The sequence below is a fragment of the Halorubrum hochsteinianum genome (assembly GCF_023702125.1).
In the GTDB taxonomy this organism is placed as follows: Archaea; Halobacteriota; Halobacteria; order Halobacteriales; family Haloferacaceae; genus Halorubrum; species Halorubrum hochsteinianum.
The window spans coordinates 983568-1003777 of sequence record NZ_CP098415.1; the positions used below are offsets into that span (position 1 = coordinate 983568).

Consider the following 20210-nt stretch of genomic DNA (forward strand, 5'->3'; position numbering starts at 1 on the left):
CTCTTCACATGAAGTCCGCGATGCCGGACTGCTTGTTCGTGTCGTCCTCGAAGATCGACTCCAGCGACTGGTCTAACACCTTTAGCCGCTGTTTCGTGTAGGGGCGACAGCCGAACCGCTCCGCCACCTCAATGGCGGTGTCGACGTACTTGCTCACCGACCCCTCGTGGACGGTGAGGTTCACCCGCCCGCCGCACTCGCGGCACTCGCCCGTCAGGGGCATCCGGCGGTACTTCTCGCCGCAGTCGAGACAGCGCGTCTCCTGCCGCGAGAACGCCCGGAGGTTCCCGATGATGTCCGGCAGGAAGTGGTACTCGATCACCCGCTCGGCAACGTCCGTCTCGTCGACCGCGCGGAGCTTCCGGGCCAGCTCCAGCTGCGCGTCCATCTTCTCCATCATGTCGCCGAGCGTCTTGTACGCCGACAGGTCCGGTCCCATCGCGATGTCCGTCGTGTCGTGGGTGTGGTCGAACCCGTGGTACTCGTCGTCGGTCCCTAGTGTGTCCTCGCCGATCTGGATCAGCTCCTCGACCTCCTCGGGGTCGGCCAGCTCCCGCGAGGCCTCGTACAGCTCCACCGGATACTCCCGGACGATGTCGACGTTGTGCGCCTCGTCGTCGATCTCGGAGGGGTCGATCCGCGAGGACATCACGAGCGGCGCGTCCATCCGCCCGCCGCGCTGGTCGGGGAGAAATTCTTTCGAGAAGTTGAGAAGTCCGTCCATGAGCAGCATCACGCAGTCCTCGTCGCCGTCGCACTGCTGGACCCACAATCCGTTCGCAGCGAGCGTGTGCGTTCCAGAAACCGTGAGATTGTAGGTGTACTCGACGTCACTCTCGACGATCTCCGTTTCGACAATCTCGTCGGTATCGACTCCTCCATCAGCGCTAGCCGCCGGAGCGTCAGTCGCTCGCTCAGGGTTCCTCGGGTTCGCCTCGGGAACGCGATCGCCGGCGGCCAACTCACGGGCGGGCGTCTGGTAGATTTCTCCATCGGCGACTCGAAGCATTGTGTGGTCCGGAGTGACCCGAATCGTCCGCCCGGAACGCGTCCGAATCCGTACGAGGTGGTCCTGAGTCGGGTGTTTGGAAACCGCCGTCACCGACCGAGTCGTCGTGTTTCCGTGTTCATCGATCGAAGGGACGCGAACGTCGCCGTCGAGTTCCTGAACGAGCGTCCCGAAGTCGTCGGTTCGGGGGTCTTCGAGTCGGGATTCGACGAACTTCTCGATTGAGATCTCCCGGCGCTCTCCGTCTTCCAGATACGCGATCTCCGTCTCCGGATGGAAGCAGTTCCGACGCTTCGCGGCGTGGAAGTACGGATGCGCGTATCCGACGGCGGCCGAGGTGAAACCGACCACTCTCCCGACGGTCGCCGCGCTGGTGTGGGGAGCCATCCCGAAGACGAGTTCGCCGACGAGGTCGTCGCGCTCGTTCACCTCGTAGAAGCGGTCGAGCCCGTAGAACTGTTCGAGGAGGTCGTCGACGAAGTCCGCGGTCTTCAGCATGTGCTCGGCTGCGCCATCCGAGAGGACGATGTCCTGGACGCGCAGTTCGACGACCTGGTCGTCGTGACGCAGCGGCTCGCCGTCGATGTCGGTCTCGTAGCCGAGCTCGCGGAAGTGGTCCGCGGTGACGTCGAGTTCCTCTGGCTTGACCGCGGTCACCGGGAGGTCGGTCATGTCGTACCGGACCGTCCCGTCCTTGAACGAGGTGACGCCGTTCTTCGCGCGGAGGACCCCCTTCTCGATCGGCTCGGGCGTCTTGTTCCGCGAGGTCAGCCCCTGGACGCCTTTCAGGATCTCGAAGGCGGACTCGCGCTCGCCGACGGTCTCCAGCGCGGAGCGGTACGCGTCGTTGACGTCGACCTCCTGGTAGGTCGCGGCGGTCACCTCCCACTCGCAGTTCGGGCACTCGACGCGGCCGGCCTCGTCCGGCTCGCAGACGGTGCCGCAGTCGCCGCACTCGTAGTGCGGCTCCGTGTGCGTCTCGCAGTCGGGACACAGGGCGGCGTAGGTGTGCTCGCCGCAGTCGGGGCAGACCCGGTCGGAGACCTCCAGGTCGTGCCGCCCGCGGTGGCCGGTGTCGTCCATCACGTTCGCCGCCTCGGCCACGTCGCGCTGGGGACCGCCCGCCTCGTTGATCGGGAACAGGGTGTGGACCGCGGGCGAGAGGTCGCGGCTCTCCGACTTCTCCGGGCGGCCCATCCGGTTGCCGATCCGGGTCGGGGCTCGCTCGCGCACCTCGAAGGGGGCGACCTCGTTGACGGCGCGGATCGCGTTCTCGCCGTCGGCGTACTCGCGGGCAGCGTCCGAGAGGTCCGCCTCGTCCCATTCCTTCCGCAGTCCGTCGTCGACCCCGAGCGAGCGCGCGAGCGGCCGCCACGTCGGGATCCGGAGCGCGTCCGGGGTCGCCGCGTGTTCGACCAGCAGCGACTCTAACGCGTCCTGAACCGGGTCGGTACGTTCGACGGCGAGGACGCCCTCGACGACGTCGCCGGCGGCGACCGCCTCGGCCAGCGCCTCGAACGCGTCGACCGACACGTCGTGCCAGAGGTAAGTGTACTCGGGGTGGAGCGGGCAGTCGTACTCCGTCGCCCACGCGAGCGCCTCGTCGACGCCGGGGTGTTCGAGGTCGACGTGGGGGTCGTCGCGCAGCGCCGCGACGTCCGCGCCGGCCGCCTCGAACTCCTGGACCCACCACTCGGGCGCGTACGACGCGGGCGCGAGCGGGTGGTTGTTCTCGATGAACTCCCCGTAGTTGACGAGGTACTCGCCTAAGTCGAGCACCTTCTCGATCCCGTTGCGGACCTCCTTGGCCTCCTCGGGGTCGTCGATCCGGCGGACCTCGCCGTTCGCGAGCCGGACCGTCGGGCCCTCGATGGAGTCGACCGGGACGACGCCGTGGGCCTTCCCGGGGCGCTCGGTCTTGATCTGCGTCCCGGCCGCGAGGAAGTCGTCGACGATGTGCATCGTCGCGGGGTGGACGCCGCCGGTCGCGAACCCGTGGTTACGCGCGCGACCGTACCGGAGCCGGAACCCGCCCGCCTCGCTCGGATGGGTGAAGACGGGCCGGCCCGCGATGAGGTCGCGGAGGAACTTCTGTGAGGGGTCGGCCCGGACCGGGCCGGCCGGCTCTTCCGCGTTCGAGCCGTCTCCCTCGCCGTCACTTCCGGCGTCGTCCGCGCCGGCGTCGCCCTCGCTGCCTTCGTCCGCGTCGGCGTCTCCGTTCCCGTTCGCCGCCTCGTCGCCGTCGCCGGCCCCGTCCTTCCCGATGGTGCCGTCGATCAGGTCCTGGAGCCACGGCCAGTCGACCTCGTCGAGGTTCCGGGTGTACCGCTGGATCTTCGGGGCCTTCAGCGCGATCCCCTCGGCGGCGACGAGACACATCCCGCCGCGCGCGGAGTTGGTGTCGATGCGTTCGAGGTCGCGGAACCCGGAGACCTCCTCGTCGCTCGTCGCCTCCCCGTCGAGCATCACCGGGATGTGCTTGGCGATGAACTTCGACTCCTTGTCCTTCGGCGTGTACTGGAGCCCGGTCTCCTTGTCGTAGAGCGCGATCTCCTCGGCGTAGCGCTCGACCTCCACGTCGCGGGGCTTGTACTCGTCGACGCCGAGCAGCGACCGGGCGTAGTCGGCGACGAGCACGGAGAGCGCCTGCGCGGTCCCGCCCGCCGAGCGGATCGGGCCGGCGTAGTAGACGTTGACGAACTCGGTGCCGTCGTCGTTCTCCAACAGCTCCACGCGGTCGATCCCCTCGATCGGGGCGGCGACGACCCCCTCGGTCAGGAGGGCGACCGCGGTCCGGACGGCCCCCTCGATCTTCCCCTCGCGGGAGTCGTAGTCGCCGACGTTGCCGTCGACGAAGTCGGTGACCAGCTCCAGGGCCGCCTCCTCGCGGGACATCTCGCCCTCGAGGTCGCGGACGCGCTCGGCGACCCCGTCGATCCCGAGGATGTTCTCGACGCGGTCGGCCATGTCGCGGGCGACCGGGATCTCGATCTCCGGCTCCGGGTCCCGGCCCTGCTCTTTGGCCGTCTCCGCCACGTCCCACGCCTCGTCGAGGCGCTCCTCGATCTGCGCGAAGTAGCGCTCGTCGTCCGGTCTCATCGGGCGTCGAGCGCGGGGGGCGCGGGGTGCGCGCTCCGGGTCACAGCCACAGGTCCAGGTCCGTGGCCTCGTCGTGCGAGCGCTCCAGCGGCTCGGCGAACGCGCGCAGGTGGCACTCGCCGGCCCAGACGGTCGCGGAGTCGAGGTGCCCCGCGAGCGCCTGCCCGCTCGGGCGCGAGAGCACGGCGTGGGTGTGCGCGAACACGTCGCCCTCCAGCAGCGAGACGTTGCCGACGCAGGCCGCCACCTCCAGCGGCTCGTCGAAAGTGACCGACCGGTACTCGGTGTCGTCCTGGTCGTAGAACCAGACGTCCGCGTCCTGAACCGCGCCGAGCGCCGTGAACCAGCCGGCCTCGACGTCCTCCTCGCGGGCCAGCGACTCGATCTCCTCGCGCCAGTCGGCCCCCGTCTCGAACCGCGCGACGTACTCCGCCGTGGGTTCGACCTCGCGATGGTACATAGAGCGCTCCAACGGGTGCCGGGGGCAAAAAGGCTTCAGTCGCCCCCGTTTCGGGCAGAGCCCTAATTCGATATAGTGAAATATGGTTTATACTGTCGTCGGGCGGCTACACACGGGATCCGATCATAACAACAGAAAAACGGCAGCGGACGGACTAAGCGCCGGATATTCGGCGATATCAGTGCGACTCAACGGCCGAAAGAAACGGAGAAGGGTCGACCGCGGTCGACCGGCTCAGAACGGGGCCTGCGGGCCTTCGTCGTCGCCGCCGTCGTCGGTCGTCTCCCCGGGGAAGGAGGGGGACATCCCGCCGCTGCTCGTTCCGCCGAGGTCGCCGTCGGCACCAGCGGCCGCGCCGGTGTCGGCGTGGACCGTCTCGATCTCGGGGATCTCCTTGACCATCCGGGACTTGATCGCCTGGATCGTCATCGGGGAGATGCCGCAGCCGGAACAGGCTCCGCCGAGCTGGACCGTGACCTCGCCCTTCTCGCGGTCGAGGTGGGCGATGGCGGCGCTGCCGCCGTGCATCTGGATCTGCGGGAAGTTGCGCCGCAGGAAGTTCGTGATCCGCTCGCGGAGTTCGTTGTCCGCGTCAGCTCCGTCGGTCGTGTCCGTGCTCATGTCCGCGAGTTGGCGGGCGGCGGGCTTATGCCTTTGGTTCGGCCGGATCCGGACGGAGACCGCCGGCGCTCACTCGGGGCGGTCGACGCCGAGCGTCCGGTACAGTTCGGACTCGATCCGCTCGACGTACTCCTCCAGCGTCTCCTCGAACGTCTCGTCGTCCACCGCGACGGCTCCGCGGATCCGCTCGCGCGGGTTCTCGGGGAGTTCGACGCGGAACTCGCCGTCCTCGTAGAACGGTTCCGACTCGTTGAGCACGGTCTGGTCGATACCGTGGATCAGCTCCGAGTCGTACCGGTCGTTCATCTGGTTGAAGGCGTTCTTGTACGCCCGCTGGAGCTCGTTGAAGTAGTGCGCGTACTTGTCCTCGAACTTCTCCGGGTCGAACTCGTCGGCCATGTCGCGAGCGACGGTCCGGCGGGAAAAAAGCGGGTCGATCGCCGCCGAGACGCCGAAAGGGACGGGTGACGTGGGGCGTGCCGAAGGAGGAGTGATCGGCACCGGGGGGACAGTAGTAAACCGTATGTCGCGATATGGAATACTTGGATCGCCGTGCCGGGCGACGCGCCGGAGTCGGACTACGGGGCTCGGAGACGGGGGGACTCGGCGAGAGACCCGCGAGCGACGAACGACGGAGCGGTGTCTCCGACAGACGCGGAGAATAGAGAGAAAGAAGCCGAACCGGGGTGACCGCGTTACTCGAGGTCGAAGCGGTCGAGCTTCATCACATCGCTCCACACCTCGGCGAAGTCCTCGACGAACTTCTCCTCGTCGCTGGCGTACACGTCAGCGATGGTGCGGAGGCGGGCGTTCGAGCCGAAGATGAGGTCGGCGCGCGTCGCCTCCCACGCGACCTCGCCGGTCTCGCGGTGGCGGATCTCGAAGACGTCCTCGTCTTCGGTGACCGCGTCCCACTCGTACTGCATGTCGAGTAGGTTGTCGAAGAAGTCGTTCGTGAGCGTGCCGGGCTGGTCGGTGAAGATGCCGCGGTCGGAGTCGCCGTAGGTCGCGCCCAGCGCACGCAGGCCGCCGGCCAGCGCGGTCATCTCGCTGGCGGTCAGGTTCAGCAGGTCCGCCTTGTCGACCATGAGGTCCTCGACGTCGTCGTCGGTGTCGCCGAGGTAGTTGCGGAAGCCGTCGGCGTCGGGCTTGAGCGCCTCGAACGACTCCGCGTCGGTCTGTTCCTCGGTGGCGTCGACGCGACCGGGCTCGAAGGGGGCCTCGATGTCGTAGCCCGCGTCGGCCGCGGCCTGCTCGACGGCCGCGGTCCCGCCCAGCACGATGAGGTCGGCGAGCGAGACGCGGACGTCGTCGGAGCGCGACTCGTTGAACTCGGCCTGAATCCCCTCAAGCGTCGAGAGGACCGCTTCCAGCTGCTCCGGCTCGTTGGCCTCCCAGCTCCGCTGCGGTTCGAGGCGGATGCGCGCGCCGTTCGCGCCGCCGCGCTTGTCGCTGTCGCGGTAGGTGGACGCCGCCGCCCACGCGGTCTTGACGAGCTCGCCGACCGAGAGGTCGGAGTCGAGGAGCTGGCCCTTGAGGTCGGAGATCTCCGCCTCACCGATCGTCTCGTAGTCGGCGTCCGGCAGGGGGTCCTGCCAGAGCATCGTCTCGTCCGGGACCTCGGGACCGAGGAACCGCTCCGGCGGACCCATGTCGCGGTGGAGGAGCTTGTACCACGCCTTCGCGAACGTGTCCTGGAACTCGTCGGGGTCGTCGCGGAACTCCTCTAAGACGGCCCGGAAGTCGTCGTCCTCTTTGAGGGCGACGTCCGTCGTGAGCATCATGATGTCCTCCTTGTCGTCGGGGTCCGCGACGCCGGGCGCGGCGTCGTCGAGCTCGTCGTTCTTCGTGGTCCACTGCCACGCGCCGCCGGGACCCTTCTCCGGCTCCCAGTCGTACGAGAGCAGGTTGTTGACGTAGCTCATGTCCCAGACGGTGGGCGTGGCGTTCCACGGTCCCTCGATGCCGCTCGTGATCGTGTCGGGACCCTTGCCCTCGCCGAACTCGTTGTCCCAGCCGAGGCCCTGGAGGTCGATGGGGGCGTCCTCCGGCTCGGGACCGAGGTTGTCGCCGTCGTCCGCGCCGTGGACCTTCCCGAACGTGTGACCGCCGGCGATGAGCGCGACGGTCTCTTTGTCGTTCATCGCCATCCGGCTGAACGACTGCCGGATGTTCTTCGCGGAGCCTTCCAAGTCCGGCTCGCCGTTGGGGCCCTCGGGGTTGACGTAGATGAGGCCCATCACGGTGTTGCCGAGCGGCTCCTTGAGGTTCCCCTCCTCGTCGAAGCGCTCCTCGGAGGTGGTCTCGAACTCGCTTTCCGGACCCCAGTCGACGGCGTCGTCGCCCTTGAAATCGTCCTGGCGGCCACCCGCGAAGCCGAACGTCTCGAAGCCCATCGACTCCAGCGCGACGTTGCCGGTGAGCACGATGAGGTCGGCCCACGAGAGCTTCTCGCCGTACTTCGTCTTGATCGGCTCCAGCAGCCGCCGGGCCTTGTCGAGGTTGACGTTGTCGGGCCAGCTGCTGATCGGCGGGAGCCGCTGGTGTCCGCCGGCCGCACCGCCGCGCCCGTCGAGCGAGCGGTACGTGCCGGCCGCGTGCCACGTCATGCGGATGAACAGCGGGCCGTAGTGGCCGTAGTCGGCGGGCCACCAGTCCTTCGAGTCCGTCAGCACCTCCTCGATGTCAGCCTTGACCTCGTCGAGGTCCAGCTCTTCGAACTTCTCCGCGTAGTCGAACTCCTCGTCGTAGGGACCGACGTCGTACCCGTTCTGATCGAGTAACTCCAAGTCCAACTGGTCCGGCCACCAGTCTTGCGTATTACTAGCCATCACGAAACGGTCCGGCCTCGCCGCTGATAATATTGTCTACTTCGGCGAGGGAAACATCGTTATAATAGAGGAATTGTATCGAAATAATGAAGTTCTATTTGTGGATTCGCGAAATCCTCGCCGAGAGGGCTCGGCGTCGCCCTCGGGCGGGTGCGCGCGTCTCGGAGACGCCGGTCGAGAGACGGACCGCTCCGATGACAGACGTTTCGAGCGGAGAACGGTCCCGTATCGGGGCGAGGAATCGCGATCGCAACGCCGCGGACGGCGGTCCGACGCCGCCTCTCAGCGATTCAGCGTGTGGATCGCCTGTCCGCGCGCGTTCTCGGCCGCCTCCATCACGGCCTCCGCGAGGGTCGGGTGAGTGTGGACGGTGGCGGCCACGTCTTCGAGGGTCGCTCCCATCTCGACCGCGAGCGCGACCTCGGCGATCAGCTCCGAGGCCTCCCCCCCGACGATCTGTCCGCCCAGCACGAAGCCGGTCTCGTCGTCGGCGACGATCCGGACGAACCCCTCCGTGTGGCCGGTCGTCATCGCCCGGCCGGAGGCGTTGAAGGGCATCTCGCCGACGACCGGGTCGAAGCCGGCGTCGTCCGCTTCCGCCTCGGTCATCCCCACCGTGCCGATTTCGGGGTCGGTGAAGACGGCCGCCGGGACCGCCTGCCGGTCGAGCGCAGCGGGCTCGCCCGCGATCACCTCGGCGGCGACGATACCCTCGTTGGAGGCCGCGTGCGCGAGCATCGGGTCGCCGGCGACGTCGCCGACGGCGTGGATTCCCTCGACCGCGGTGCGAGTGCGATCGTCCGTCTCGACGAAGCCGCGGTCGTCCGTCTCGATCCCGGCGTTCCCGACGCCGAGCCCGTCGGTGACGGGCTGGCGACCCACCGCGACGAGGATTTTATCGACGCCGTACGACGACTCCTCGCCCTCCTCCGTCTCCGTGTGGAGGAGGTAGCCCCCGTCGGGTGCCTCCGACCACTCGCTCGCCCCCTCGCCGAAGTGGAACTCGACGCCCAGCTCCTCGGCGCGCTTGCGGACGATCCGCTTCACGTCGTCCTCGTAGGGGTCGAGAATGTCGTCGAGCATCTCGATCACGGTCACGTCGGCACCGAGCTTGGCGTACGTCGTCGCCAGCTCCATGCCGATGTAGCCGCCGCCGACGACGCCGAGCCGGTCCGGGACGGTGTCGGCGTCGAGCGCGTCCGCGGAGCTCCAGACGTGGTCTTCCGCGAACTCGAAACCGGGGATCTGGATCGGCCGCGAGCCGGTGGCGATCACCGCGTGCTCGAACGAGAGCGTCTCGGAGCCCTGTCCCTCTCCGCCGTGCGCGACCCGGACGGTGTCCTCGTCGACGAACGACGCCTCCCCCTCGATCAGGTTCACGCCGTTCGCCTTACAGAGCTTCTCGACGCCGCTCGTCAGGCGGTCGACGACGCCGTCCTTCCACTCGATCATCTTCCCCATGTCGACGGCGGGGTCCGCGTGGACGCCCATGAACTCCGCGTTGCCCGCCTCGTGGGCGAGGCCGCTGCCCGTGATGAGCGCCTTCGAGGGGATACAGCCGCGGTTGAGACACGCGCCCCCGTAGGCGTCCTTCTCGACCAGCGTCGTGTCCAGCCCCTCCTGTGCGGCTCGGATGGCGGCGACGTAGCCGCCCGGCCCCGCGCCGATGACCAGTACCTCCGTTCCCGTGGTGACGTCTCCGACGACCATTATTCGTTGAGTAGCAGCAGCGGGTTTTCTAAGTGTTCCATGACGGTGTTGGCGAACTCGGCCGCGATCGCGCCGTCGACGACCCGGTGGTCGATCGACAGCGACAGCGGGAGCGTCGGCGCGGGGACGGCCTCGCCGTCCCGGACGACGGGGCGCTCCTCGATGGCACCCAGGCCGAGGATCGCGGTCTCGGGGTAGTTGATGATCGGGGTGGCGTACTCGCCGCCGATGGCTCCGAAGTTGGTGATGGTGAACGTGCCGCCCTTCATCTCGGCCGGCTTGAGCTTCCGCTCGCGGGCGCGGGCGGCGAGGTCGTTCACCTCCTCGGCGAGTTCGAAGAGCCCCTTCTCGTCGACGCTCTCGACGACCGGGACCATCAGTCCCGCGTCGGTCGCGACCGCGATGCCGAGGTTGTACTCGCCTTTCAACACGATCTCCTCGTCGTCCTCGCGGAGCTCGCTGTTGAGGTACGGGTGGCGCTTCAGGCCGGCGACGATGGCCTTCATCACGAACGGCATGTACGTGAGCTTCACGTCTTCGGCCTCGGCCGTCGGCTTCAGCTCCTCGCGCGCCTCGACGAGGGAGTCGACCTCGGCGGTGTCGTGGTGGGTGACGTGCGGCGCGGTGAACTTCGACCGCTCCATCTGCTTCCCGATCGTCCGCCGGACGCCCCGGTAGGGGACGGTCTCGTCGCCCGACGCGGTCGTCGCCTCCGTCGCGCCGCCCGTGGGGGTCGGGTCCGCCGGTTCCGGGTCGGTCGTGTTGGAGTCGCTCGCGGCGGGTTCGGCCGGCTCGGACTCGGCCGCCTCCAGCGCGTCCGCGTACGCCCGCACGCGGTCGGCCGTGACGAACGCCTCGCCGTCGCGGGTCTCGTCGGTCGGCACGTCGTCGAGGTCGACGCCGCGGTCGCGCGCGACCTTCCGCGTCGCGGGCGTCGCGAGCGTCGTCTCCCGCCCCGCCGGCTCGGGACCGGCCGCGGCCGTCCCGGAGGACGCCGCGGATCCGTCGGCGTCGCGCTTGCTGACCGCGGACTTCCGCCCGTCCGAACCGGTGTCGGTCGGAGCGGGTCGCGGTTCGGGGGCGTCGGCGTCGTCCGCGCCGGCGGACCCGGCGTCGCCCTCGGCGTGGGCCCGCACGTCGGCCTCGCTCACGCGACCGCCGGGACCGCTCCCGTCGACGGCCGCGACGTCGACGCCGAGTTCGCGGGCGAGCCGCCTCGCCGACGGCGGCGCGAAGGTCCGACCCGACGGCGTGTCGGGCTCGGCGTCGGCTCCGCCGTCCTCGGCTTGGCCGGCGTCCGACTCCGCCGCCGGACCGTCGGACGGTGCGGATTCGGACTCGGTGCCGGCCGACTCCTCGTCGGGCGTTTCCGCGTCGCCCGCGCCCTCCTCGTCGACGCGGAACGAGATGATCACGTCGCCGACGGGGACCATCTGCCCCTCCTCGGCGAACAGCTCCTCGACGACGCCGTCGTAGCTCGACGGGACCTCGACGAGCGCCTTGTCGGTCTCGACCTCGGCGACGGGCTGGTCCTCCTTGACGCGGTCACCGGGCGCGACCAGCCACGAGACCAGTTCGCCCTCCGCGACGCCCTCGCCGACGTCCGGCAGCTTGAACTCCTTGATCGTCACGCCTCAACCACCTCGGCAGCCGCGGTGACCCCCTCGGCGGTCGCGCGTCGACGGTCGACTGTCATGGGTGTATCTCCAACGGTCATCTTAAAATTCGACCGCCTCTAAGATTCCCTCCTCGATGCGCGCCGCGGACGGGAGGTAGTAGTCCTCCAAGGCGTACAGCGGGTACGGCACGTCGAACCCGGCGACGCGGCCGATCGGTGCCTCCTGGTGTAACAGCGCCTCCTCCTGCAGGATCGCCGTGATCTCGCCGCCGAGACCGCCGGTCTTGGGTGCCTCGTGGACGACGACCGCGCGGCCGGTCTTCTCGAACGCCTCGACGATCGCCTCCCGGTCGAGCGGCGAGACCGTGCGGAGGTCGACGACCTCGCACTCGATCCCCTCCTTGCCGAGCGTCTCGGCGGCCTCCAGCGTGGGGCGCGTCATCGCGCCGTAGGTGAACACGGCAACGTCGTCGCCCTCGCGGCGCGTGGCCGCCTCGCCGATCGGCACCGTGTACGGCTCGTCGGGCACCGCCTCGCGGAACGCCCGGTAGATCAGCTTCGGTTCGAGGAAGACCACCGGGTCGGGGTCGCGGATCGACGCCGCGAGCAGCCCCTTCGCCTCGTACGGGGTCGAGGGGACCACCACCTTCAGCCCGGCCTCGTGGGCGTAGAACGCCTCCTTCGACTCCGAGTGGTGTTCCGGCGCGCGGATGCCGCCGCCGTAGGGGGCGCGCAGCGTCATCGGGAGCGTGAACCGCCCGCGGCTCCGGGTGCGGAACCGCGCCATGTGCGAGACGACCTGATCGAAGCCGGGGTACATGAACCCCGAGAACTGGATCTCGGGGACCGGCCGCATCCCCATCGCGGACATCCCAACCGCGGTGCCGATGATCCCCGACTCGGCGAGCGGCGTGTCGATCACGCGGTCGCCGCCGAACTCGTCGAACAGTCCCTCCGTCGCGCGGAAGACGCCACCGTTCTTCCCGACGTCTTGGCCCATCACGACCACGTCGTCGTCCTCGCGCAGTTCGGTGTGCAGTCCGTCCCGTACCGCCTGTACCAGCGTGAGATTCTGTGTGTCGGTCATTCAGTCCTCCAGGAACGCCGCGTCGCCGCGGTCGTCGCGGAGCGCGGCGAGCGCCTCGTACTGTCGCTCCAGTTCGGGCGGGAGCTCCGCGTAGGCGTGTTCGAACAGCTCCCGCAGGTCGGGCCGCGCCATCGACTCCGCCTCGTCGATGGCGTCGGCGACTCGCGCCTCGACCGACGACTCGATTTCCGCGACGCGCTCGTCGTCGAGGACGCCCTCGTCGCGGAGGTACGACTCCAGCCGGTCGATCGGGTCCTTCCGCTTCCAGCGCTCCACCTCGTCGTCGTCGCGGTAGACGGTGGGGTCGTCCGCGGTCGTGTGCGCGCCGAAGCGGTACTGGACCGCCTCGATGAGCGTCGGGCGCGGCCGATCGCTGTCGGGGTCGCGCGCCTTCTTTAGGGCGGCCTTCGTGACGCTGTACACCGCGAGCGGGTCCATCCCGTCGACCTGAACGCCGTCGATGCCGTACGCCTCCGCCTTCTGCGCCAGCGTCGCGCTCCGGGTCTGCCGCTCGCGGGGGACGGAGATCGCCCACTGGTTGTTGTTACAGAAGAAGACGGTCGGCGTGTCGAACACGCCGGCGAAGTTGACCCCCTCGTGGAAGTCGCCCTCGCTCGTCGCGCCGTCGCCGAAGTAGCAGATGAACGCGTCGTTCTCGCCGCGGAGCTTCGAGGCCCACGCGGCCCCCGTGGCGTGGGGGACCTGCGACGCGATGGGGACGGCGACGGGGAAGACGTTGACGTCCGGCGGCGCGTTGTTGCCGTCCTCGTGTCCCATCCAGTAGAGCAGCGTCTGTTTCAGCGGGAGCCCGTGGACCAGCGCGGCCCCGTGTTCGCGGTACGACGGGACCATCCAGTCGTCGTCGTCGAGCGCGTACGCCGAGCCGATCTGCGCGCCCTCCTGCCCGGAGAGCGGGGGGTACGTCCCCATCCGGCCCTGCCGCTGGAGGCTCACCGCGCGGCCGTCGAAGTGACGCGCCAACCGCATGTGCCTGTACATCTCGACGAGCGAGTCGTCGTCGAGGTCGGGTACGTCGCCGACGACCTCCCCGTCCTCGTCGAGGACGCGAACGGTGTCGTCGTACGCCCTGTCGAACACGGTCACGGTCGAACCCACCTTCGCATGTCCGATATGTTCACCGCCCGGGTAATATCGTTTTCGTAAATAATTTAGTATAATCAGAAATAGCGGCTTCGGGATGAGAAACCGTCCATCAGACGGGGAGAGAATCGGACGTTTCTGAACAAACTACGAGCCATTTGGCAATATTTTCGCCAACATGTGCGTTTCGCAGGTCAGTAACGGACGAACAGGAAGGTTTTCGCGACCGGTCGCCCGCGAACGGGAAGGCCGGAGTCGCGGCACCGCGGCTCGACGGTTCGGGGGCGGACCGGGAAAACGGGCAATCGGACCGGGAAAGCGGAGAAACGGACCGGCAAAACGGACTGTCGCGCTGCGGCCGGCGGGCGGCGCTACCCGAGGCGGAAGGAGGGTTCGTCCGGCTCGCCGTCGAGGTCCTCCAAGTGGATCACCTCGTCTTCGCCCTCCTCTAGCTGTTCGCGGAGGTAGTTGACGTAGCGCTTGTGCTCGTCGAGCTGCTCGCGGAGGTGTTCGGCCTCAAGCTCCAGCCGCTCGTGCTCGCGGACGAAGCTCTTCGGGACCTCGACCTTCGGGGGGAACGGCTCGCCGTCGTCGCCCGCGTCGTCCAGTTCGGACTCGGGTACGACCCGGACCTGACCGTCGTGGGCGACGAGCGCGTCCACGTAGTCCCGGAAGACCGCCGACAGCGAGAGGTCTCGCTCCTCGGCGATGTCGCGGAGGGACTCGAACGCGCCCTCGTTGACGCGGAACGAGATCGTCTTGTTCTTGTTACCCATTGTGGACGAGTCCGTCCGCGTCTCACTTAATCGTTTGTCAGACGGTGTCACGAGCCGAACGCGACCGGACTGTCGGCGCGCGCCGGCCGTCTCAGGGCTCCGGCGCGCCGGCCGGGTCCGTCTCGTCCGGGGCGGCGTCGTCGGGCGCGGCGTCGCCTGCGAGTTCGTCGCCGCCGTCGAGGTCTTCGAGCGCCGACAGCGCGGCGGCCTTGTACGTCTCGGGGTCGAGGTCGTACTCCTCGCGCGCCATCCGCGCGTACTCGTTGCCTTCGTCGTCGAACGCGGCGACGCGCTCGACGGTGCGGCGGGCGGTCTCCGCGACCCAGCGGTCGCGGGTGGCAGCGTCGACCTCGGTGATCGACTCGGGGCGGACGGAGACCCGGACCGTGCCGTCGTCGGTCTCGTAGGTCCGGGGCTTCCCCACGACTGCGACGTACGCCGGGGGCTCCAGGTCCCGGAGTTTGGAAGCGGCTTCCGGCTGGTACTGGCCGGCGTACACGAAGAACGTGCCCGTCGGGTCGACGATGCGGCCGCGCCAGTACTCGCTGTCGTCGCCGACGTCCTCCTTCTCGGTGAGCGTGCCCACGAAGAACACGCGGTTCGAGGACTCGCCGGTCGGCAACAGCGCGTAGACGGGGGCGCGCTCGTCGTCGGACTCGGTGAACGTGTAGCCGGCGTCGTTGAACTCGCTCGCGAACACGCGCCGGGCGACCTCTCGGGTGGGTGCTGACTGGCTCATTTAGATCGACCTCGCTTCGATCAGCGCAGTTTCAACGTCGACGGTGCCGGGGTCCTCCATGTCGTCGACCAGGACGTACCGGCCGAACGTCGGGCCGGTGACGCGGTAGTAGCGCCCGAGCACGTCCTCGCCCATCTCCTCGGCGACGACGGTGGTGTCGAGCGCGTCCATCGCCATGTCCTTCGCCTCTTCGAGGGTCATGCCGGTGAGCGCCTCGGTGGCCTCGCGGTCGAAGATGACCTCGGTGACGGTCTCGCCGTCGTCGAGGACGCCCTTGATCCGGAGGTCGAACTCGCCCTCGACCTGCCCGTGTTCGGAGCAGCGGCCGTTCTGGAGGACGCGCGTACAGTCGTCCTCGGGACAGCGCTTGATCAGCCCGGAGCCGGACTGGATGTCGACCAAGGCTCCCTCGACGGTGTCGGCGTTGTCGCCGACCTCGATCGCCTCGTCGATCTCGGTGATTCCGGTCGTCCGGTTGAGCTTCACCGAGTAGCTGCCCTCGTACTCGTCGGTGACGACGTTCGAGAGCTCGTAGGACTGCCCCTCCGTCAGCTCGGGGAGGTCGGAGGTCTCGAAGGCGACGAACTTGATCGTGCCCGACTCGTCGCCGAGCAGGCCGACCTGCGAGATGGAGTCGCTGCGCGGCTCCCACAGATCGACCAGCTTCACGCGCAGGTCGACCCACTGCTCGTCCTCGTCGATGTCGTTGACGAGGACCTCCTCGCTGCCGCCGCGGCCGAGTTCGTCGCGCTCCATCCCGGCGTCTTCGAGGTAGCTGTTAGTGACGCTCCGGCGCGCCTCGTCGAGGGGCACGCGGTACTCGTCGACGAGCGTCGCCAGCCGTTCCTCGACGTCGTCGGGATCGACGTCTGTGTGGTCCGAGAACTGTTCCGCTATCGCTTCCGCTTCCTGTCGCAGTTCGCTCATGGGGTGTCTCCGCCTCCGGTGTTGTTTCGGTGGGAGGCGTACGAGGGTTGGTTCCTCACCGTATTAAAACGACGGTGACCGGGGTGAAAGTGAACAGAAAACGCCGTTTGAAGGCGTCTAAACCGACTTCTCTCGATCAGGAGTGATCCGGCGACGGGACGACCCCGACCGCGTCAGACGCCCGTCAGCCACGCGCGGGCTTCGTTTCGAGTGGAACGATCACACGGATCGAGGTCACACGGAGCGGGGTTCAGCGAGCGTGACGGAAGGATGGCGGTGGCGCGTGCCTCCGAGCGTGCCGCCGAAGGCGGCCGCGAGGAGCACGCGCGAGGGAGTCGGCGGCGACCACCGGGAGCCGCCGACGAGGCTGGGGAGGTGTGAGGTGCGGTCGCGGTCGGGTGGGACTCGAAGGGGCAGTCGCGAGGGAGTCAGAGGCGACGCAAGCACCGCAGGAACGAGCGGAGCGAGTGACGAGGAGCGCAGCAAGCGTCTGACTCCCTCGCGACTGGGGCTTCGGCGGTCACAGTTGTGACCAGATCAGCAGCGTATAGCCGAGCGACTGGGGCTTCGGCGGTCACAGTTGTGACCAGATCAGCAGCGTATAGCCGAGCGACTGGGGCTTCGGCGGTCTCGGCCACGGGACCAGCCGTCGAACGTCGGTTCTCCCCGACGTAGTCGCCGTCTCAGTCCGCGTCGGGGAACGGGACCTCGATCAGATCGCCGTCGTCGGGCAGGAGACACTCGCCGTCGAACGCCTCGCGGGCCTCGTCGCGGATCGGGCGCGGGTCGGCGGCGTACCGCGAGGAGATGTGGACCAGAGCGAGTCGCTTCGCGTTCGCGCGGGCCGCGATCGACCCCGCCTCGCGGCCGGTGGAGTGGGCCGTGTCGCGGGCGCGGTCGGCCATGTCGTCGGCGAAGGTGGCGTCGTGGATCAGCAGGTCGGCGTCCTCGGCGGCCTCAGCCGTTGATTCACGCGGGCGCGTGTCCGCGGTGTACACCAGCTTACGTCCCGGACGCGGCGGCCCGACCACCTGCGCCGGCTCGACGACCGTGCCGTCCTCGGCCTCGACCGCCTCGCCCTCGTGGAGCCGACCGAACTTCGGGCCGACCGGGACGCCGAGTTCCTCCGCCTTCGGGCGGTCGAACCGACCGGGGCGGTCGTCCTCCGCCAGCACGTACCCCTGCGACTTGGTCCGGTGTTCCGTCTCGAAGGCGCGCACGGCGTACTCGTCGGTCTCGTAGGCGACCTCGCCGGGGGCGACCGGCTCGATCCGGACGGGGAACGCCGGGTCGTGGCCGACCGCGTGGACGAGGTTCCGGAGGTGGTCGGCGGTCCCGGGCGGGCAGTGGACCGTCAGCGGGTCGGTGCGGTCGTTGAACCCGAGCGTCTGGACGAGGCCGGGGATCCCGAGGACGTGGTCGCCGTGGAGGTGCGAGACGAAGATGCGGTCGACGGCGAACCCGGTGCCGGCGCGCATCATCTCGCGCTGGGTGCCCTCGCCGCAGTCGAAGAGGAAGCGGTCGCCCTCGCGGTTGACGAAGACGGCGCTCGCCGCGCGCTCGACGGTCGGGACGGCACCGCCCGTCCCGAGGAACGTGACGCGAAGAGACATGGCGATCCGTCCGGGCGGCGGTTGTAAACCGGTGTCGATGCGGACGGACGGGGCGGCCGGATCGCCGGCGAGCGCGTCAACGGGGCCGCCGCGACGCGGCCGACACCCACATGAGGCCGGCGGCCCGAGCGCGGCCATGCGAGAGCCGATCGCCGCCTTGGTCCGACAGGAGGGGTGGCGCGCCGAGGGCGCGGCCGCCCGCGTCCACTACGAGGGGGCTAGCGAGCAGTTCGCGGTGGAGTTCTACGCCGAGACGGAGCGCGTCCTCTACTGGTCCGTCCCGACCGAGGAGGCGGAGTCCGGCACGGCCGCGCCGGTCCCGCGCGAGCGCATCCCCGATCCCCTCAGGCGTCGGGTCCGAGGCGATCTGGAGGCCGCCGACATCGACCCCGGGATCGAGCGCCGGGACCTCTGACGCCGCGGGCGGCGAGCGAGCGCCGGGACCCCCGACGCCGCGAGCCGCGAGCGACGCCGCTGCGAACAACAGTCGAGTCGAACGGGCCCGGTCGCACGCCCGTTACCGGCGTTTTCTGCCGACGTATTTCGGTTCGAAGGAAACCTATTTGCCCGCTTACCTGATAAGAGGATTCGATGAGTGGCGTCGACTGGGAAGAAGACGATCCCTTCGAGGAGCAGCGGGACAAGATAGAGAATCCGATGAAGCGGCTGTTCGTCGAGTACGGCCGCGACTACGTCCCGCAGGTGACGGTGGGGATCTTCGCGAGCGTCTTCGCGCGGCTCCTCGATCTCCTCCCCCCGCTCATGCTCGGGATCGCCGTCGACGCCATCTTCTACACCGACTCGCAGGAGGCTGCCGGCGAGGTCCCCGCGTTCAGCGAGCAGATCCCGCTCGTCGTCCTCCCCGACGCGTGGCTGCCGACGGCCCAGACGGGGCAGTTCTGGTTCACCATCGCTGTCATCGGCGGGGCGTTCGGGATCGGGGCGGGGTTCCACTGGATACGCAACTGGGGGTTCAACGCCTTCGCCCAGAACATCCAGCACGACGTGCGGACGGACACCTACGACAAGATGCAGCGGCTGAACATGGAGTTCTTCTCGGACAAGCAGACCGGGGAGATGATGTCCATCCTCTCGAACGACGTGAACCGGCTCGAACGGTTCCTCAACGACGGGATGAACTCCCTGTTCCGGCTGTCGGTGATGGTGATCGGCATCGGGGTCCTCCTGTTCTGGATCAACTGGCAGCTCGCCTTGGTCGCGCTGCTTCCCGTCCCGGTCATCGGCGGGTTCACGTACCTGTTCATCCGGATCATCCAGCCGAAGTACGCCGAGGTGCGCTCGTCGGTCGGGAAGATGAACTCCCGGCTGGAGAACAACCTCGGCGGCATTCAGGTGATCAAGTCGTCGAACACCGAACACTACGAGTCCGACCGCGTCGACGACGTCTCGATGGACTACTTCGACGCCAACTGGGACGCGATCACGACCCGGATCAAGTTCTTCCCGGCGCTGCGCGTGCTCGCCGGCGTCGGCTTCGTGTTCACGTTCATCGTCGGCGGCCTCTGGGTGTTCCAGGACACGCCGCCGGGACCGTTCACCGGGGACCTCTCGGTCGGGATGTTCGTCGTGTTCATCCTCTACACCCAGCGGTTCATCTGGCCGATGGCGCAGTTCGGCCAGATCATCAACATGTACCAGCGCGCCCGCGCCTCCTCGGCGCGCATATTCGGCCTGATGGACGAGCCGTCGCGGCTCGCCGAGGAGCCGGACGCCGAGGACCTGGTCGTCGGCGAGGGGGACGTGGTGTACGACGACGTCTCCTTCGGCTACGACGACGAGACGATAATCGAGGACGTCGACTTCTCAGTCGAGGGCGGCGAGACGCTCGCCTTAGTGGGTCCGACCGGTGCCGGGAAGTCGACCGTCCTCAAGCTCCTGCTCCGCATGTACGACGTCGACGAGGGAGCGATCGAGATCGACGGGCAGGACGTCCGCGACGTGACGCTCAAGTCGCTCCGCCGGTCGATCGGCTACGTCGGGCAGTCCTCGTACCTGTTCTACGGCACCGTCCGCGAGAACATCACCTACGGGACCTTCGACGCGACCGACGAGGAGGTCGAGGAGGCGGCGCGGGCGGCCGAGGCGCACGACTTCATCGAGAACCTCCCCGACGGCTACGACACGATGGTCGGCGAGCGCGGCGTGAAGCTCTCCGGCGGCCAGCGCCAGCGCGTCACCATCGCCCGCGCGGTCCTCAAGGACCCCGACATCCTCATCCTCGACGAGGCGACCTCCGACGTGGACACGGAGACGGAGATGCTGATCCAGCGCTCGCTCGACCGGCTCACCGCCGATCGGACGACGTTCGCGATCGCCCACCGGCTCTCGACGATCAAGGACGCGGACACCATCCTCGTGCTGGAGGGCGGGAAGATCGCGGAGCGGGGCACCCACGAGGAACTGCTCGACAACGACGGGCTGTACGCGCACCTCTGGGGCGTTCAGGCGGGCGAGATAGACGAACTGCCACAGGAGTTCATCGACCGGGCACAGGAGCGCACCGCGCGGATCGTCGAGGACGCCGAGACCGACGACGACTGATCGGGCGGCGCGGGACCGACGACGGCAGCGGAACCGGCGGCGCGGAGGCCCGACCGC

General features: G+C 68.6%; 15 protein-coding genes. 2 read left to right on the top strand and 13 right to left on the bottom strand.

Going from position 1 to position 20210, the window contains the following annotated elements:
- Positions 1-4: 4 nt before the first annotated feature.
- The 13 genes from NAF06_RS04830 to rnz form a co-directional block, all read right to left on the bottom strand.
- Positions 5-4108, bottom strand: coding sequence for a DNA-directed DNA polymerase II large subunit (locus NAF06_RS04830; RefSeq protein ID WP_008582697.1), 4104 nt, complete (start codon positions 4106-4108; stop codon positions 5-7).
- 40 nt (positions 4109-4148) lie between these two features.
- Positions 4149-4568: a PPC domain-containing DNA-binding protein gene (locus tag NAF06_RS04835; RefSeq protein ID WP_008582698.1), complete on the bottom strand. Its 420-nt coding sequence runs from the start codon at positions 4566-4568 to the stop codon at positions 4149-4151.
- A 234-nt stretch (positions 4569-4802) separates the two neighbouring features.
- Positions 4803-5189: a NifU family protein gene (locus tag NAF06_RS04840; protein ID WP_008582699.1), complete on the bottom strand. Its 387-nt coding sequence runs from the start codon at positions 5187-5189 to the stop codon at positions 4803-4805.
- Positions 5190-5258: 69 nt separating this feature from the next.
- Positions 5259-5588: a DUF5783 family protein gene (locus NAF06_RS04845; RefSeq protein WP_007995328.1), complete on the bottom strand. Its 330-nt coding sequence runs from the start codon at positions 5586-5588 to the stop codon at positions 5259-5261.
- 296 nt (positions 5589-5884) lie between these two features.
- Positions 5885-8020: a catalase/peroxidase HPI gene (gene katG / locus NAF06_RS04850; protein WP_008582700.1), complete on the bottom strand. Its 2136-nt coding sequence runs from the start codon at positions 8018-8020 to the stop codon at positions 5885-5887.
- 282 nt (positions 8021-8302) lie between these two features.
- The gene (gene lpdA, locus NAF06_RS04855) at positions 8303-9730 is read right to left on the bottom strand and encodes a dihydrolipoyl dehydrogenase (protein ID WP_008582704.1); all 1428 of its coding nucleotides are present in this window, start codon (positions 9728-9730) and stop codon (positions 8303-8305) included.
- Positions 9730-11361: a 2-oxo acid dehydrogenase subunit E2 gene (locus NAF06_RS15470; protein WP_008582706.1), complete on the bottom strand. Its 1632-nt coding sequence runs from the start codon at positions 11359-11361 to the stop codon at positions 9730-9732. Before NAF06_RS15470 ends, lpdA begins: the two co-directional genes overlap by 1 nt.
- Before the next feature lie 87 nt (positions 11362-11448).
- Positions 11449-12435 carry an alpha-ketoacid dehydrogenase subunit beta gene (locus NAF06_RS04875; RefSeq protein WP_008582708.1) on the bottom strand — a complete coding sequence of 329 codons (987 nt, stop codon included), beginning with the start codon at positions 12433-12435 and terminating at the stop codon, positions 11449-11451.
- A complete protein-coding gene (gene pdhA / locus NAF06_RS04880; protein ID WP_008582711.1) occupies positions 12436-13539 on the bottom strand; it encodes a pyruvate dehydrogenase (acetyl-transferring) E1 component subunit alpha in 1104 nt (367 codons plus the stop codon). It abuts the gene before it with no gap.
- A gap of 368 nt (positions 13540-13907) precedes the next feature.
- Entirely contained in the window at positions 13908-14312 is a 405-nt protein-coding gene (locus NAF06_RS04885; protein WP_008582713.1) for a DUF8146 domain-containing protein, read from the bottom strand.
- Positions 14313-14403: 91 nt separating this feature from the next.
- Positions 14404-15051 (bottom strand): RPA family protein, encoded by a 648-nt coding sequence (locus NAF06_RS04890; protein WP_006629314.1) that lies wholly within the window; start codon positions 15049-15051, stop codon positions 14404-14406.
- On the bottom strand, positions 15052-15978 hold the full coding sequence (locus NAF06_RS04895; protein WP_008582717.1) for a replication factor A: 927 nt from the start codon (positions 15976-15978) through the stop codon (positions 15052-15054). It abuts the gene before it with no gap.
- Positions 15979-16661: 683 nt separating this feature from the next.
- Positions 16662-17591 (bottom strand): ribonuclease Z, encoded by a 930-nt coding sequence (rnz, locus tag NAF06_RS04900; RefSeq protein WP_251106188.1) that lies wholly within the window; start codon positions 17589-17591, stop codon positions 16662-16664.
- Between the two features lie 136 nt (positions 17592-17727).
- Between rnz and NAF06_RS04905 the strand changes: the two genes are divergently transcribed.
- Together NAF06_RS04905 and NAF06_RS04910 are read left to right on the top strand one after the other, a co-directional pair.
- On the top strand, positions 17728-18006 hold the full coding sequence (locus NAF06_RS04905) for a DUF7538 family protein (protein WP_251106189.1): 279 nt from the start codon (positions 17728-17730) through the stop codon (positions 18004-18006).
- A gap of 176 nt (positions 18007-18182) precedes the next feature.
- A complete protein-coding gene (locus NAF06_RS04910) occupies positions 18183-20153 on the top strand; it encodes an ABC transporter ATP-binding protein (protein WP_008582736.1) in 1971 nt (656 codons plus the stop codon).
- The last annotated feature ends 57 nt before the right edge of the window (positions 20154-20210 follow it).